The following is a 17,009-nucleotide window of genomic DNA, read 5'->3' on the forward strand; positions in this document are numbered from 1 at the left end:
TCAGCTTTTAACGCATCCCAAGTCTGCTCTTAGAGCTTTTGCATCCTGCTATTCGTATCTGCTGATATCTTTCATATCTGGTTTTTAGCAAAAAAAAATAGGCGCTCAGTGAGCGCCTATTTCGTTTTGATTCGATTGTTTGAATTAGATGTCAGCTACATCAAATTCAACAGCAGTATCAACGTCAGCTTCGTAATCAACGCCTTCAACACCAAAACCGAACAGCTTCAAGAACTCTTCTTTGTACTCAACGTAGTCAGTCAGTTCTTTTAAGTTTTCAGTTGTGATTTGAGGCCATAGGTTACGACAATGCTCTTGAATGTCATCACGAAGTTCTAGGTCGTCTAGACGTAGACGGTTCACTTCATCAACTTCTGCTGCACTGCCATCTGCTTTGTATAAACGTTGGCTGAACATACGGAAGATCTGTTCCATACAACCTTCGTGAATGCCTTCTTCACGCATCTTCTTGAACACCATAGCGATGTAAAGAGGCATAACAGGAATAGCAGAGCTTGCTTGAGTCACAACTGACTTAAGAACAGCAACGTTCGCAGTACCACCAGTTTGGCCTAGTTTCTCGTTAAGCGCTGATGCTGCACGATCTAGATCCATCTTAGCTTTACCTAGCGCGCCATCCCAGTAGATTGGCCACGTTAGCTCAGTACCGATGTAGCTGTAAGCAACAGTCTTACAACCGTCAGCTAGAACACCCGCTTCAGAAAGTGCGTTGATCCAAAGTTCCCAATCTTCACCGCCCATTACAGTAACAGTGTCTTTGATCTCTTCTTCAGTAGCAGGCTCAACGCTTGCTTCAATGATCGCATCTTTGTTTGTATCTACCGCTGTAGATGTGTAAGTCTCACCGATAGGTTTAAGAGATGAACGAATCACTTCGCCAGTCTCTGGCATTTTACGCACTGGAGATGCCAGTGAGTACACAACCATATCGATTTGACCTAGATCTTCTTTGATCAGGTCAATTGTTTTCTGTTTAGCTTCGTTAGAGAAAGCATCGCCGTTAAGGCTTTTTGAATACAGGCCTTCTTCTTTAGCTAGCTTATCGAACGCTGCTGAGTTGTAAAAACCAGCTGTGCCCGGCTTTTTCTCAGTACCGGCTTTCTCGAAGAAAACACCGATAGTTGAAGCGCCGCCACCAAATGCAGCCGCAATACGTGAAGACAAGCCGTAGCCACTTGAAGAGCCAACAACGAGTACACGTTTAGGTGCATTTGCGATTGGGCCTTGAGCTTTTGTGTAAGCAATTTGTTCTTTTACATTAGCTTCACAACCGACTGGATGTGTTGTAGTACAGATGAATCCGCGAATTCGAGGTTTGATGATCATATTCAACTTCCTTAAAAAATCAGGTTAAGGATAAGAGTTTCGTGCGCAAATGGCATCTAATTTCTGTAAAAATGTGGTGAAAATGCAAGTGGTTGGAGCACTCAACTGATATTTGCCGACTAAGTCACCATTTGTTAACGCTTCTATTGCGACTTCTACAACAAAAACAAAAAAGGCACCTTATTAGGTGCCTTTTATCATTTCGTTATCTAAGCAACGCTATTTAGCTTAGGTTTTAACTCTTTTCGCGTCAAAGTTTCACTAAAGTCATGACTGAAGTGGTCAACTTGAATCGCTGTGTAACGCAGTTTATCAGCAGCAACAATTTGGTCGACTTCTTCTTGTGTCAGAACATCGGCAGCAAGTGCTTGAGCCAATTTGTCTGCCAGCAACCCTTTACGAGCCACTTTGCCCTCTTTCACTGCTTTGAAGATCTTACGCTCTAGAGGCTTGATGCTGTACATCGCATTGAACGCGTTCTCCATAAGGCCAACACTATCATCCTCTTCCTTGCCGATGTAGCAAAGGTGAGTCAGACGTTCACGGTGTGCGCCCGGAGTCATCAAGCTTTCTGCTAGTTGAACTGTTAGGTTATCACTCGGTTTTTCGAAGTGGTTACCTACAGGGAAAACTAGACCTTTAAGTACTTTTCCAACCATCTTGTTCGGGAAGTTACGGTACGCTTCTTGTAACGACTTAGCCGCATTGTGGAAACAGTGTTGAACCGCGTAGTGTACGTAGTCTAGGTCAGCTTGTTGACGACCTTCGTCTTCATACTTTTTAAGTGCAGCAGACGCCATGTATAGGTAACTTAGACCATCACCCAAACGTGCAGAGATAAGCTCTTTACGTTTCAGCTCGCCACCTAGTGTCAGCATTGCGAAATCCGCACTCACTGCAAGCGCACGGCTCAAACGAGTCAAATCTTGGTAGTAAGGCTTAGTTGGGCCGCTCATGTCGGCTTTAATGAACTTAGAGCCAGTCAGTGCTGCACCAAATGCGCCAAACGTGTTTTTAGTTGCGTGTGAGATGTGCTTGAACAACAAGCTATCAAAGTCTTTTGCACCTTGCTTCTCGTCTGGGTTCGCTGCCGCTTCCATTTCGCTCAATACGTATGGGTGACAACGTGTCGCACCTTGACCGAAGATCATTAGGTTACGAGTTAGAATGTTCGCACCTTCTACTGTGATAGCAACTGGAATACCTAGGTACGGCGCAGCCAAGTAGTTCATTGGGCCATCTTGAATTGCACGACCTGAATGGATATCCATTGAGTCATTCAGAATAGTACGAGCCATCTCTGTCATGTGATACTTCGCGATAGCCGTTACGATACCCGGCTTCTCTTTCATATCAAGTGAAGTGGTTGTCAGTGTACGAGTCGCTTCTAATAGATACGTTAGACCACCAATACGGCCTAAGCTCTCTGCAACACCTTCAAATTTACCAATCGACATACCGAACTGCTTACGAACATAAGCGTATGCGCCGGTCGTTTTCGCTGTTAGGTGGCCCATCGCCGTACCAAGTGCGGGTAATGAGATACCACGACCTGCAGACAGACATTCCACCAGCATACGCCAGCCTTTACCTGCGTAATCTGCGCCACCGATTAGCCATTCCATAGGAATAAATACATCGTGACCGCGTGTTGGACCATTCATAAACGCAAGACCAAGTGGATCATGACGCTCACCAATCACAACACCTTCGTGGTCTGCCGGGATAAGCGCACAAGTGATACCGATGTCTTCTTTGTCACCCAGTAGTTTTTCTGGATCGTGCAGTTTGAAAGCCAAACCAAGTACCGTTGCCACTGGTGCTAGCGTAATGTAACGCTTGTTCCAGTTAAGCTTGATGCCTAGCGTCTCTTTACCTTCGTGCATGCCCATACACACAGTGCCGACATCAGGGATACCACCCGCATCAGAACCTGCTTCAGGGCCTGTTAGTGCGAAACAAGGGATGTCTGTACCGTCAGCAAGACGAGGTAGCCAGTAATCTTTTTGATCTTGAGTACCGTAGTGAGACAGCAGCTCACCAGGACCAAGAGAGTTTGGAACCATTACCGAAACCGCAGTACTGATACTACGCGTAGCAATCTTGGTTACTATGGTGGAGTTTGCGTGCGCAGAAAATTCACGACCCCCGTACCCTTTCGCGATAATTAGCGAGAAGAAACGCTCTTTGCGTAAAAAGTTCCAAACTTCCTCAGGAAGGTCTCGGTCTTCTTTCACAATTTTGTGGTCATCAAGCATAGCGAGTAGAGTTTCAAGTTCATTGTCCATGAACGATTGCTCTTCTGCTGTCAGCTGTGGTTTTGGATATTGGTGTAGCTTAGTGAAATCTGGTTTACCAGAAAACAGCTCTCCGTCCCACCACACGCTACCCGCTTCCATCGCTTCTTTCTCGGTGCTAGATAGGGGTGGTAGTACTTTTTTAAAGAGTTTAAAAGCTGGGTCACTTACCCATTTTTGTCTTAGAGAGCTCATAGTTCAGATCCTTTTGTTCACTATATTGTTTGTGAATATTTTGCTTTTTATTGTTTTATTCTTTTGCTGACATGCCAGCGGCCAGATATGGAATAAGAATATCGACCACTGCCTTAGCATCTATCTTTCTGTCATAGTCATTCTCTGCAATTTCTATTAGAGCCTGGCTAGATGCCATGGTGAATACACAAGTCCCTAGGGTGAAGTGCAATCGCCAAAATAACTGTTCTTGAGTGAGGTTGGGGTTAGCTTTCATTACTGAGTTGGTAAACAAAGTCAGTACTTCGCTATAACGAGTAGTAATGAACCAACGCAAATGACCTTGCACATCTGTATAGCCTCGACCGATGAGTAACATAAATCGGCTCGTACCATTTGGCCTTACATCATTGAGTGCCCTTAGTGGCTGTCTTAAAGACTCAAACACGTCACTCATAGAATACGTTTCGTTCAAATTTAAGTTCACTAGTGCATCTTGCAATGCTGGCATAAATGCTTCTAAGTAACGATTGAGTACCGCACGAACCAGAGTCTTCTTATCGCCAAAGTGGTAGTTCACTGAAGCAAGATTGACATTGGCTTTACTCGTAATCGTGCGTAAAGAGGTGTCATTAAAACCGTGCTCAGCAAATAAGCCTTCAGCCACATCTAAGATTTTGTCTTTGGTTGTACTTCTTGGTGCCATTTCAATCACTCGTATTAAACAACTGTTTGAAATATACGCTTAGAACATTTATTTAACAAGCAAGCAACATCACACTTTCACAAATTGGTCGTACCAGTTATAAGCGTTACGTTCTAAGCGATTGAATAGAGACGCGTTTAATTAAAAAGAGAAAATTAATGAATTTTTGGGGAACTGAAATGGTAATCGAGGGTCATAAATTAAGTAGAAAACAGAGTATTTAGATGTTTAACAGGCCGTCAAACTTGTTTCTCACTGTTTTCTTAATTACTGCATTTTCCTTATTAACTCCTATACTTGTATCCGCCCAAACCACGTTGGTTTGGGCTTTTTTTTGTCTAAGATCACGGTGTTTTTTTTAGGTTAATAGTAGACACAAAAAAGCCCTCGAAACCGAAGGCTTTCATTACATTAAAGTTCAAAGCATTTCACGATCCTACTAGGCAGCATCATTTTTGATTAACTCGGCTAGCACCGAAAGATCATTGCCGAGATCAACCGAAGCTCCCATTTCCGTTGCAATACCTTCAACCACTATGGTTTGAGTATCACTGCCGCCATTGATTGGAATCGATAGTGCGATATCGTCTCCATCAACAGACACTTCAATCATGCCAAGCAGCTCGGCCATTTGAGTTTCATCTTGTGGGTCTTCAAGTAGATCATTGAGGTCAATCAGATCACCGGCGCCCTCCGTATAAAGCTCAAAGTCTTTAATGATATCGGTCCCATTGTCGAGCGTAGAGTCTAGCCAAGTGAAGATGTTGTCTCCGCTATCTCCAATCAGCAGATCGTTGCCTGGCTCGGCATACAAAGGTTCATTACTCGCTGCACTAATAACGTTATATTGCTGCGGTTCTTCGATATCTATGGTGACCGTCTCTACAGTGCTTTCTGCGCCATTAGAGTCGACCGCGACATAATTAAACTGCGGGTCTTCAGTTACCGCCTCGTTACCTTGGACATAGCGTAACTCCCAACTGCCCCCTGTCGATGACAACTCCATTCCAACGATCGGATTATCTGGTGATGAATAACTAAAATCATATAGAAGTTGGCTATTTCCGGTGTCTCCGGGGTCTTTCTGATACTGCTCTGTATGCGTTGTACCATCAGCAAAGGTATAGAGTACTTCAACATAAACATTACTATTGGTGTTAAATGAACCACCCAAACCATCTAGACCAAAATCAACAACCCCTAATGGATTATTCGTAAAATCGAGGACTAAGGTCTCCTGTTTGTTCATACCTCTACCATCGGTATCACCAATACCAAAACCGACATGAGAGTGTTCACCTTGATACTGTTTCAAAGGCTTATTATTGTTGTCTTCAATCGTAACCGTAATCGTATTGCCGTTATCTAGGGTAATAAGTCTTTCGGTTGGTGACACCGCGACGCCCCAATTATAGAAACCATCAACGAGCTCTGGCATATCGTCAGGGTCACCACTGAAGCCCATTTCAAACATTTCTCCAGGCCCGGCAATGAAGCTGATATTGTTTGGGACAAACAACACACCGTTGTCGACGTCAGACTGCACAATTTCTCTCGTGACGCCATTTTCGTCGGTATACAAAAGGCTGCCGTTGGTTGGCAAACTTTCTATCCGAATATTAAGTGGAATGTCGTCATGATCATCTTCTATATCTGAGATGTAATCTGGCATGCCGCCATCTTCAGAATCGAAGAGGATAGGTATAATCGCGTCCTCATCATTAACGACCGTAAAGCTGGTCGCTTCAGGTGCGTCATTGACACCATTGATTGTTATCTCGATAACATGCTCTATACCATCGATGGCGGTGACGACATATCGCTCAATAACCGTGTCGTCATCGTTCAAGTATTGAACCGCATCGTTATCAACGACATAACTCCATGCCCCTTCAGGAGTAATCGTTAACATTCCTAGTGCAAGTGCATAAGTAGATCCAACAGGGGTAAACACGCCATTAGGTTTAAATGCAGGCATGTCACTCGTGTCGACGTCAGTAATCGTTAAAGTACCAGACACCGAGAGTTCGTTGGTATCTTCATTGACATCGACGTCCTCTGTCACTTCTCCCACGTCAGAGTCACCTTCCCCAATCGTAATCTCAGATGGATCATCAGCACCATTAATAGTGATTGTCACTTCACTTGTGGTTCCGTCAATCGCAGTAACCGTGTAAACCTCGGTGATAAATTCATCGTCATCGAGATATTGCACATCATCGTTGTCGACGACGTAAGTCCATTCACCTTCGTCGGTAATGGTCAACATACCCAACGCAGTATCATTGGTCGAACCTTCAGGATTAAACGTTCCGTTAGGTTGAAAAGCCGCGACATCGTTAGCATCAACATCGGTAATCGTCAGTGTTCCCGTCGCCATCAAGTCGTTACTCTCCGGGTCAACATCGACATCTTCCGTCACCTCACCCATGTCTGAGTCACCTTCCCCAACCGTAATCTCAGATGGATCATCAGCACCGTTAATGGTGATGGTCACTTCACTTGTGGTTCCGTCAATCGCAGTAACAGTGTAAACCTCGGTGACAAACTCATCATCATCGAGATACTGCACATCGTCGTTGTCTACGACATAAGTCCATTCACCATCGTCGGTAATGGTCAACATACCCAACGCAGTATCATTGGTCGAACCTTCAGGATTAAACGTTCCGTTAGGTTGAAAAGCCGCGACATCATTAGCATCAACATCGGTAATCGTCAGTGTTCCCGTCGCCATCAAGTCGTTACTCTCCGGGTCAACATCGACATCTTCCGTCACCTCACCCATGTCTGAGTCACCTTCTCCTACGGTAATCTCGGACGGATCATCGGCACCGTTAATAGTAATGGTCACTTCGCTCGTGGTTCCGTCTATTGCAGTAACCGTGTAAACCTCGGTGACAAACTCATCGTCGTCAAGGTATTGCACATCATCGTTGTTGACGACGTAAGTCCATTCGCCACCATCGGTAATGGTCAAAAAACCCAGAGCGGTATCATTGGTCGAACCTTCTGGGTTAAACACACCGTTTGGTTCGAAAGCAGCGACGTCGTTATCGTCGACATCGGTGATGGTTAGCGTCCCTGACGTCGCTAAGTTGTTGCTCTCTTGATCAACATCCACATCCTCAGTCACTTCTCCTGTGTCTGAATCACCTTCACCAACGGTTATGTCAGATGGATCATCGGCACCGTTAATAGTGATAGTCACTTCGCTAGTGGTACCGTCACTGGCTGTCACGGTATAAACCTCAGTAACGAATTCATCGTCATCCAAGTACTGAACATCGTCGTTGTTAACTACGTAAGTCCAAGCACCATCAGGGTCGATGCTCAATACGCCTAGCTGTGATTCGTTTGTTGAACCTACGAGGTTAAACTCACCGTCAGCTGAATAGGTAGGAGTGTCGCTGTCTACATCTGTAATTACGATCTGACCAGACGTCACTAATTGATTGGTGATCTCATCTACATCAATGTCCTCAGTCACACTGCCCGAGTCATCGGTAGCGACTGCCGCATCATCAGTACCAATGATGGTGACGGTGATGACTTGTTCGCCACCGTCGGAGGTTTGCACTGTCGTCGTATCTTGAATTTGCTCGCCATCAGCAAGTTCATCAAATGGACTGTTGGCCACGAATGTCCAGGAGCCATCCTCATTAACGACAAAAGACCCGAACCCATTTTCGCCTTCCGCATCTTTGGCGATAAAGGTAACGTCCGGATCGTCAATGGTTAAAGCGCCCCCGGTTTCAATAGGCTCATCCTGTTCAAACTCAATAACGTTGGTTTCACCTGAAACAAGCGCAAGAGCAATGATATCGAAAAGAGCAATACTTTGAGTTTCGGACAGCCCTTGAGATTCAAGTCCGTCAGTTTCAAAGTTTGTTGAAGCCAGAGTTTCAGCCCCTGTACGTTCAATCCTACCGCTGTTGGTTAGACTTGAGCCTTGCTCACCTGCTGCGGCATCAAACTCTTCACCCAATTCTGTTGGATCAAACCCTTCTTCAATAGCACGTTGAACTTGAGCGATCGCATCATCAGTGTCTATCACGTTTTGCTGACCTTGGTCATCGACAAACCGTGCAGAAACGTTTGGCACGCTCTCTTCAGTTGTTTCGACAGTGACAATGACGTCGCTAGTAGCTGGTTGCTCGCCCGGAGGCAAACGTCTAACTTGGCCTTGAGCGTCGAGCACTATAACGCCGTTCGCAAGACCTAGTATACTTAGGTTGATATTTCCCATATCCATATTCCCACTTCTGCCCAGAACACACCAAACGCGGATCCAATCCCACTCTGCGCTGTGGCTATTTCCTACAATAAATTTAGTAGTGGCATTATTGATAATCAACTCACTAAAGACATGGAAATGCGATGCTTTTTAAATTAGTCAATGGCAATAGCGACTTACATTCAAAAAAAAACCAACAAACTTCGCATTTTTTTGCAAATGTCCTAAGCTTCGTTTAATACCATTCACTCAATTCAACGGTAAACGTAGGTTGGGAAACGGATGAGGCATTGAAAGTAGAAGGAGAGCTACTTTGAAATTGTTTAAATTATCCATAATGTGTTGCTTAGTTGCTGCAGCACCACTCGCCGCTCAAACTCTGGAACAGTCTGTGGCTATTACCCTGGCAACGAATCCAGAGATTAAAAGCATCTTTAACGAATATGTGAGCGTGAAAAAGCGTAATGACGCCTCTGGTGGGGCATACAGGCCGAGTATCGACCTTGATGCCGGTATTGGTTATGAAGGTATAAACCCTGCACCAAATAACGGTCCAGACACGGATCTAACAAGAAAGGAAGCAACGATTTCCCTCACTCAATTGCTGTGGGATGGTTCTTCGACTCTGAACGATATTGACCGTACCGCTGCAGAAGCCGAATCAGTTCGTTTGCAATTGATAGCCGATGCCGAAGACAAAGCACTGGAGGTAACACAAATATATCTCGACGCAGTAAAAGCGACTGAGGTACTGGCGCTGTCAGAAAGTAACCTTGCGATACACAAGAAAATCTATAAAGACATAAAAAAACGAGCGAGTTCAGGCATAGGTTCTACCGCAGACGTTTCGCAAGTAGAAGCTAGGATTGCAAAAGCTCATGGTAACTTATTAGCCGCCCAGAATAATTTGATCGACACACATACCCAATTTAGAAGAGTTGTAGGACAAGAACCGCTAGGTCTGATTTACCCAAGGGCCGACATATCTTGGATTCCACTGTCATTGTCAGATGCCCTAGTTGACGCTTTAGATAAACACCCTGTAATTAAAATAGCGGCGGCAGATGTCGACGCAGCACATTTTCAATATAAACAGTCCAAAGGCGTAAACTATCCTACATTCTCTATCGAAGCGTCTCAGTCATGGCGTGATGATGCAGGAGGCGATGAAGGTTCAAGTCAAGAAACGCTCGCAATGCTGAGAATGCGGTATAACTTGTACAATGGTGGTACAGACAGCGCCAATTCAGAAGCTTCTGCTTACCAACTCAATAAGGCGAAAGATCTTAGAGATCGTGCTTATCGCCAAGTCGAAGAAGGACTTCGCCTCTCATGGAGCGCCTTAGATCTCACACTGCAACAGAAAAACTTTTTGTCCGACCATGTTGATTCGGCTTCAGAAACCGTTATCGCCTATGAAAAACAATACCGAATAGGGAAACGTACTCTGCTTGACTTGCTCAATACTGAGAACGAACTGTTTGAAGCACGCAAAGATTATCTGGATGCCCATTATTCGGAGCAGTACGCTAAATACCGAGTGATGAACGCTACAGGTTCTTTATTGAATGCTCTGCTGGTTGATATACCGGAAGAGTGGACAACGGCCGTGGAGTATTAATGATGAAAATAACTTACTTATTACTTCCCGTATTAACGATGACTTTATTTGCCTGCTCCAATCAGCAGCGAGAAACCTACATCGAGACGCCCGAAGCTGAACAAATTGCCGATCTACAAGACGATGATAAAGATGGTGTAGTAAACGCGCGAGATACCTGCCCTGGTACACCAGAAACATCACAAGTCGACAATGATGGCTGTGGTGAAACAATTCGAGCAGAAGAAGTACGACAGCTGAAAATACTCTTTGCTCATGACTCATTTGAAGTAAACCCAATATTTTCTAGCCAAATTAGCACCATGGCAGAGTTTCTTGAAAACTACAAAAGCGCTTCAATTGAAATCCAAGGTTACGCCAGTAAAGTGGGCTCCAACGAATACAACTTAGACTTGTCAAAGAAACGAGCAAACAATGTACAAGATGAGTTACTTTCGAATGGTATAGAACCAGAGCGCGTGAGAATTGTTGGCTATGGTGAAGAACGCTTAGAAAACGATGGTGACGATCCTACTTCACACGCACTGAATCGTAAGGTAACCGCGACCGTAGTTGGGTTAAGTGAGCAGATCGTTGAAGAGTGGACCATTTTTACCACACTAGAAAAGTAACGTGACATCATCACTGAAAGCGCAAGATGTAAGGTAAATTCGCTTACAAATACAGCTTAGCTTCAAGATCAATAAAGCCGTGATAGGGTTACCCATCACGGCTTTTTGTTCTTTGTCGTCACATGAATCGTAAAGGTGATTCTGTGACTCTTCTTGCTACTCAGAAATTGACTTGTTACTCAGTGAGTAGGCTCCCTCTTAAGCGAACCTACTACCGATTATGCTTTTACCTACCAATTATAATTTTACTTCTTGATGCTTAGTTTTCGGTAGAGAAATACTTAGCAGGAAGTAACCTAAGATAGCTGCGGTCGTTGAGCCCATCAGGATACCTAATCGAGCAAGCGTATCAAAATCTGCGTTCGTTGGACCAAATGCTAGCGATGAAATAAAGATAGACATCGTAAAGCCAATACCACACAACACAGATACCGCGAAGATGTTCATGAAGTTCACACCTTCAGGAAGCTTAGCGATGCCCGTTTTCACAGCACCCCAGCTGAATAGGAAGATACCCAGAGGCTTACCAACCAATAGACCCATAGCAATACCAAGAGGTAGCATGCCTGTAAGGTTTGAAATTGAGATGCCTTCTAGTGAGATACCTGCGTTTGCAAATGCGAAGATTGGCAAAATTGCAAAAGCGACGTATGGGTGCAGAGCATGTTCTAGATGTTTCAGCGGAGAACGCTCTCCTTTATTGCCTTTCAGTGGGATAGCAAAACCAATGACTACACCAGCCAATGTTGCGTGAACACCTGACTTCAATACTGCGAACCACAGAATTGCACCAACAATAAGGTAAACACTCAGCTTAGTTACATGCTTGTTGTTTAGCATGAACAGCACACCAGTTGCAATGAAGCCAACCGTTAGTGCAAGCGTCGATAGATCGCCTGAGTAGAACAGTGCAATGATAACAACAACCCCTAGATCATCGATAATTGCCAACGCTAGTAGGAATACCTTCAAGCTTACCGGTACACGGTTACCAAGAAGAGCCATGATGCCCAATGCGAAAGCGATATCAGTTGCCGCTGGGATAGCCCAACCTTGAAGCGCTTCAGGGTTACTTGAATTGAATAGCACGTAAATAAGTGCAGGAGCTAGCATACCACCCACCGCTGCGATAGCTGGGAAGATTGCTGTCTCTTTAGACTTTAATGCGCCTTCTAACAGTTCGCGCTTAACTTCTAAGCCAATTAGAAGGAAGAAGACAGCCATTAAGCCATCGTTAATCCAGTGTGATACAGACATACCAAGAACATAGCTGTGCAGTACCCCTTGGTACATTTCGTTCAATGGTGAGTTTGCTACAAACATTGCGATCGCCGCAGCGATGACTAGTATGATGCCGCCAGCAGATTCCAATTTAAAGAAGTCACGGATGACGTCGGTCATGATTTCGCCCTTATATTTATTATTTAAATAAACGAATAACAAAGAATAACCACGAGTTTATATCCAAGCTCTATCGATAGATAATCACTTCTTCGGATGTTTAACTTCGGTTTTTCCTACAAATACTAAACAATACGTCGTATATTCCATAATGTTGTTATGCACCATGAATTAAGTATAGATGAGTTCACCAAGGCTGTATGCACAAATAATTCGAGGGTTGTCGGAATATCAAACATAAAAAAAGGCTATCAAATGATAGCCTTAGGTGTTTTTTAGTAGCCAGTTAACTGCATAAAGCCTGTTGCTTCATGGCTTCCGCTCGCCATAATTGGCCCTTCCCAATAGGGTATGACAAAAGGCAGCCACATATCCCTACGTTTGATACGCGTAGTGAGATTGATATCGTGTTGTGGCACGTTAATAATCCATTGGAGCGGCATTCTTCTACCATTCATTAGCGTCGTATTCTGTAATGGCTTGATAGAAATGTCGGAGTCCGTTAGCTGATACACTTTGCCAGAACGAGTTGCCAATGTTCCAAAAACATAAGGCAATTGTTGATTATGGCGATATCGGTTAATGCTCAGTGCAGTACCGTCATCGAGATTAAACACGAACCAATCCCAGCCTTGCTGACCGACTCCGAGTAAACCACTGCCCCACTCTTTATGCACCCACGCAGTACCTTCGACTTCTTTCGTTACACCGTCGAGATTCAAAACCCCACTCAAAGATAAAAACGGAGCGCTGAAGTTATAAGACGCGACAGGCAATAAGTCGTGCTTTTTCTGATAGCCGTTATCGCCGTTGAGCACGTATGGCCCTTTCGCAATAGTGTCGAGTTCAAGGCCGAACGCATCGGTTTGTACTTGAAGGCGACCTGGAAACGGTGTGTTACCCAAGGCACGCCAGTTCCAGTTATCAATCCAAATTCTAAACGGATGACTGGTCATTCCCGCCTGTCCAATGCCACCACGCGCCAAACGTTGCTCTTTCCAAACCTTAGATTCAGACGAAATTACCACATTTGAAATATAAACCTGCGGGCTTTGCCACCCCCAGGTTTCTCGCTCATCGGTTGCAATGCGAAAGAAGCTCCACTGTACCGAGTACTTTTTCCCATCATCCCCTTTTAGAGACGCAAAATAATGCCACCACTCATGCTGGAATTCTGGGTGGAACTGGAAATCACGAGGCAACGAAACGCCTCGGTCTGGCAATACAGGTTCAAACACATTGAAGTGCTCACTTACAAGTACTGAATTAACCTCATTCTCGCCCTTATCGCCAACATCGACAAAATAGGAATAGTAAGCCCAGACACCTAAAATAGTGCCAAAGAAACCAATCAGTAATAGAGCAGAAACAAATCGGTGTCTGAGTTTTTTTGAGCCATTTCGTTGAAGCATATTAAAGCGCATCCCTCAGTGATTTCATCGGTGTGTTCCGAATCATTCTCATCACTGGCAATGCACCAGCTAACATTAATGCTGCCATGGCCCACGCAAATGTCTGCAAATAGTCCCAAGGAATCACTTGTAATTCGAGTGACCACCCAAAAGACTGCTTAATGACAATATCGACGATCAAGCTGGCTAACGCCAATCCGAGCGGGATAGCAATCAAGGAAGAAATAAGTCCGAACACAAACAACTGCAAGCTGCCTGTAAAAATCAGCTCTTTTGCCGAGACCCCTAAGCAACGTTGCAATGAAATATGCCTTTGTCGAGACACTTCACCCGCAACCGTCGCGAAAAAGATGCCGAAGACCGCGATGACCAAAGTGATGTTACCCAATGTATCAGCTATCGCGAATGTTCTATCAAACACTCTCATCGCCTGACTGTGAATATTGTTATTATCAAAAATACGCTCAGATCCAAGCCTGAATACGCTTTCCAATCGACTTCGAAGTCCTACGGAATTGACATCATCTTTGAGTATGACGCCTAGACCGACATTTCCGCGTCCAGCAAACCCAGATAGCCAGTTTCGATGTGACATCATGACTTGATGGTAAGGGTTGCCATAATCGTAATAAACACCAACAACCTGCCAACCAGAGCCAAGACTGTCATAAAGGTCTATATAGTCGCCTGGGCGAATCCCTAACTTGAGAGACATCGATTCACTGATCAACACACCTTTCGAATGATGCAGGTGGTACCAGTAATTCGGAATACCTAACTTGATCGTCAGCGCTTCTAATTCGCCTTCAGAAGGACCAGTACTGACCACCTGGGTACTTCCGACAGGGGAAGCGACATCTTTCTCCCAACGCCACCAAACTGAATCGACTTCAGGCTGTTCTGACAGCCAATTACTCATACGTGCAGCGGCGTTGTTGGTTGGGTAAATGTAAAGGTCTGCAGCCAAACGCTGTGTTAGCCATTTATCGGTGGTATCCCTAAAGCTACCCACCATGGTTTCTACACCAATATTCGCTGTTAACGCTAGCATGAACGCCATTGTCGCCACACCACGATAACTCATGCTTGAAGCGGCATCCGCAAAGAACCAGCGAGCACGAACCCAACGCAGTGAATAAGACAAACTGTTGAACAGCTTCCACATCAAGAAAGGCGTAAACAAAGCCACACTGACGAGCATCAGGGCAATAATCGCAAAACCAGATTCTTGCGTTTGTGGGGCTTGATACACAGCGACAGCTGCAACCAAGAAACCACAACCAATCAATGCTTGCCAAGTAAACTCAGTGCCAGCAAAACGCATCAAAGATAAACGAGATGACAAACGAATCGGTTGCGACCTCAGCAAACGAACCAATGGCCATGCACACGCTAGGAATGCACCAAGCAACGCCATTAATAAGCTATAACCACTCCAACGCCAACTCCAGCTAAGGGTTAAGCCCACATTCGCATCGTAAAGATCACCTAAACTCGAAGAAACGGCAGGTAACAGTTGGTTTGCCAACATGACACCGAATACATTACCGCAGATCCAGCTCAGTAGAACCAATAACAATAACTCTAAGCAAAGCGCTTTAGTCAGTTGCCAACCAGACACACCTGTTTGTCTCAAGATTCCGACGAGTGGTTGGCGCTGAATGAAAGACAGCGACATCGCTTGATAGAAAATAAACAAGCCAACGACAAACGACAGCATGCCCATCGCTTTTAGATTTAAGTGGAAAGCGCTAGTCAATGACTCAAGCTCAGCTTTAGAGCTGCGAGAGATTGTCAAACCATTGGGCAACATGTTTTTAAGACGTTCAAACTTCTCGGGAGACATGTCTGAACACGCAATCACGGAAAGCCCTGCACTGCGTTTAAGCATTCGGAGCAAAGAGATATCCGCAATCAACCTTGTACCATTAATCAGGTTATTTTGGTCCACTACCACTGGACCTAGCTCTGAACCATCCATAAGTGGAATGTAGTCCCCATCCTTCCATTCCATATGTTCAGCAAGATCATCACTCACTAGGATCGGATATGGTGGTTTCATGAGATCTAACGTGGTGAGTTCTTTTAGGGCAGCACCAGGCTGAAGCTGAAGCATAGAAACAGGGTCTATGCCAATAAGCATAAAGTTTGCACCATTTTCATCAGTGATACTATGGTGGTCAAAAGGAGAACACTGCTGAAAGCCTTCACGACGAAGCTGAATGTAAAAACCTTGCGGGATTTTATTCGCGTTATGTTTTGGTCGAATACGGTAAGGAAGAGGATTCGAAAAGAGTTTTTCGCCATGCGTATAACTTTGCTTGGCGTGTTGGTTGATAGCGGTAACACCAACCAAAAGTGATACGCCTAGGGTTAAACCAAGCCATACCAAGATAATCTGAAGTGGGTAACGTCGATAGTGACCAAGTAGCGCTTTAACTACGGGCCATAACATGCAGTTGCCCTCCTTGTAGGCGAATTCTGCCATCCATATGCAATGCAACTTTCTCACTGTGTGTCACCAGCAATAATGTACATTCTAATTGGCGGGCCAAAGAGGTCAGCAAACGCATCACAGCTTCCGCATTGCGCTCATCAAGGCTTCCCGTTGGTTCATCGGCCAACAAAATTTTCGGTTCCATATACAAGGCACGAGCAATCGCAGCACGTTGTTGCTGGCCACCAGACGCTTCTTCAGGGTAACGACCAAGCAAAGGCATAAGATCTAAAGCAGAAAGAATCTGTCTCCAGAGTCCCTTATCTTCAGGTAAACCTTTTAACTGGCGGCAAAAACGGATGTTGTCGGCAATGTTAAGCGTTGGTAGCAAGTTGAATTGCTGGAAGATATGACCGATGTTGTTTCTACGATAAGCGGTGCGGTCACGCTCGGTCGAGTCGTGCATATCGAAGTGAGGGAAAGCGATTTCACCTGAATCGGCGAGGTCTAAACCCGCGATAAGATTCAGCAAAGTACTCTTACCAGAGCCACTTTCTCCCATTAATGCCAGCTGATCACCTTGGTTTAATGTTAATTCAGCACCTTGCAAAACAGGGTGAAACTCCCCCCCATCGACATAGCCTTTACACAGGTCTGACAGCTTTAACATTAAACAGCTCACATTAGTTAGAATTTGGAATGAGAATCTACACTAATTCCCTGTTAGGAGGAAGTATTTTGAAAGATAGATCACACACCAACGATA

Annotated in this window: 10 protein-coding genes; 2 read left to right on the top strand and 8 right to left on the bottom strand. The window is 44.8% G+C overall.

What is annotated here, in order from left to right:
• Window positions 1-144: 144 nt before the first annotated feature.
• From fabV to ACED60_RS19105, 4 genes are all read right to left on the bottom strand, one after another.
• Complete coding sequence (gene fabV / locus ACED60_RS19090; RefSeq protein ID WP_371728228.1) at window positions 145-1,347, bottom strand: enoyl-ACP reductase FabV; 1,203 nt, start codon at window positions 1,345-1,347, stop codon at window positions 145-147.
• A gap of 209 nt (window positions 1,348-1,556) precedes the next feature.
• Window positions 1,557-3,839: an acyl-CoA dehydrogenase gene (locus tag ACED60_RS19095; protein WP_004734682.1), complete on the bottom strand. Its 2,283-nt coding sequence runs from the start codon at window positions 3,837-3,839 to the stop codon at window positions 1,557-1,559.
• Window positions 3,840-3,894: 55 nt separating this feature from the next.
• Window positions 3,895-4,524 carry a TetR/AcrR family transcriptional regulator gene (locus ACED60_RS19100; RefSeq protein ID WP_009847073.1) on the bottom strand — a complete coding sequence of 210 codons (630 nt, stop codon included), beginning with the start codon at window positions 4,522-4,524 and terminating at the stop codon, window positions 3,895-3,897.
• A gap of 439 nt (window positions 4,525-4,963) precedes the next feature.
• On the bottom strand, window positions 4,964-8,773 hold the full coding sequence (locus tag ACED60_RS19105; RefSeq protein WP_371728229.1) for a VCBS domain-containing protein: 3,810 nt from the start codon (window positions 8,771-8,773) through the stop codon (window positions 4,964-4,966).
• Between the two features lie 301 nt (window positions 8,774-9,074).
• On the opposite strand from ACED60_RS19105, the gene ACED60_RS19110 reads away from it, so the two are divergent.
• Complete coding sequence (locus ACED60_RS19110) at window positions 9,075-10,382, top strand: TolC family outer membrane protein (protein WP_017096715.1); 1,308 nt, start codon at window positions 9,075-9,077, stop codon at window positions 10,380-10,382.
• Window positions 10,382-10,993, top strand: a complete 612-nt coding sequence (locus ACED60_RS19115; protein WP_032499350.1) for an OmpA family protein — start codon at window positions 10,382-10,384, stop codon at window positions 10,991-10,993. The genes ACED60_RS19110 and ACED60_RS19115 overlap by 1 nt, the downstream gene beginning before the upstream one ends.
• 237 nt (window positions 10,994-11,230) lie before the next feature.
• Here ACED60_RS19115 and nhaA read toward each other — a convergent pair whose 3' ends face one another.
• From nhaA to ACED60_RS19135, 4 genes are all read right to left on the bottom strand, one after another.
• Window positions 11,231-12,394, bottom strand: a complete 1,164-nt coding sequence (gene nhaA, locus ACED60_RS19120; RefSeq protein ID WP_029222855.1) for a Na+/H+ antiporter NhaA — start codon at window positions 12,392-12,394, stop codon at window positions 11,231-11,233.
• A gap of 275 nt (window positions 12,395-12,669) precedes the next feature.
• Window positions 12,670-13,818, bottom strand: coding sequence for a lipocalin-like domain-containing protein (locus ACED60_RS19125; RefSeq protein WP_371728230.1), 1,149 nt, complete (start codon window positions 13,816-13,818; stop codon window positions 12,670-12,672).
• Window positions 13,808-16,261 carry an ABC transporter permease gene (locus tag ACED60_RS19130; RefSeq protein ID WP_009847079.1) on the bottom strand — a complete coding sequence of 818 codons (2,454 nt, stop codon included), beginning with the start codon at window positions 16,259-16,261 and terminating at the stop codon, window positions 13,808-13,810. The genes ACED60_RS19125 and ACED60_RS19130 overlap by 11 nt, the downstream gene beginning before the upstream one ends.
• Complete coding sequence (locus tag ACED60_RS19135; protein ID WP_009847080.1) at window positions 16,242-16,913, bottom strand: ABC transporter ATP-binding protein; 672 nt, start codon at window positions 16,911-16,913, stop codon at window positions 16,242-16,244. The genes ACED60_RS19130 and ACED60_RS19135 overlap by 20 nt, the downstream gene beginning before the upstream one ends.
• Window positions 16,914-17,009: the final 96 nt, after the last annotated feature.

The sequence above is a fragment of the Vibrio sp. 1F279 genome (assembly GCF_041439815.1).
Taxonomy (GTDB): domain Bacteria; phylum Pseudomonadota; class Gammaproteobacteria; order Enterobacterales; family Vibrionaceae; genus Vibrio; species Vibrio tasmaniensis_A.

Bases quoted from the DNA above. Each gene is read 5' to 3' on its own strand.
- nhaA (WP_029222855.1), bottom strand. From the start codon at position 12,394: ATGACCGACGTCATCCGTGACTTCTTTAAATTGGAATCTGCTGGCGGC.
- ACED60_RS19130 (WP_009847079.1), bottom strand. From the start codon at position 16,261: ATGTTATGGCCCGTAGTTAAAGCGCTACTTGGTCACTATCGACGTTAC.
- ACED60_RS19115 (WP_032499350.1), top strand. From the start codon at position 10,382: ATGATGAAAATAACTTACTTATTACTTCCCGTATTAACGATGACTTTA.
- ACED60_RS19100 (WP_009847073.1), bottom strand. From the start codon at position 4,524: ATGGCACCAAGAAGTACAACCAAAGACAAAATCTTAGATGTGGCTGAA.
- ACED60_RS19105 (WP_371728229.1), bottom strand. From the start codon at position 8,773: ATGGGAAATATCAACCTAAGTATACTAGGTCTTGCGAACGGCGTTATA.
- ACED60_RS19095 (WP_004734682.1), bottom strand. From the start codon at position 3,839: ATGAGCTCTCTAAGACAAAAATGGGTAAGTGACCCAGCTTTTAAACTC.
- ACED60_RS19125 (WP_371728230.1), bottom strand. From the start codon at position 13,818: ATGCGCTTTAATATGCTTCAACGAAATGGCTCAAAAAAACTCAGACAC.
- fabV (WP_371728228.1), bottom strand. From the start codon at position 1,347: ATGATCATCAAACCTCGAATTCGCGGATTCATCTGTACTACAACACAT.
- ACED60_RS19135 (WP_009847080.1), bottom strand. From the start codon at position 16,913: ATGTTAAAGCTGTCAGACCTGTGTAAAGGCTATGTCGATGGGGGGGAG.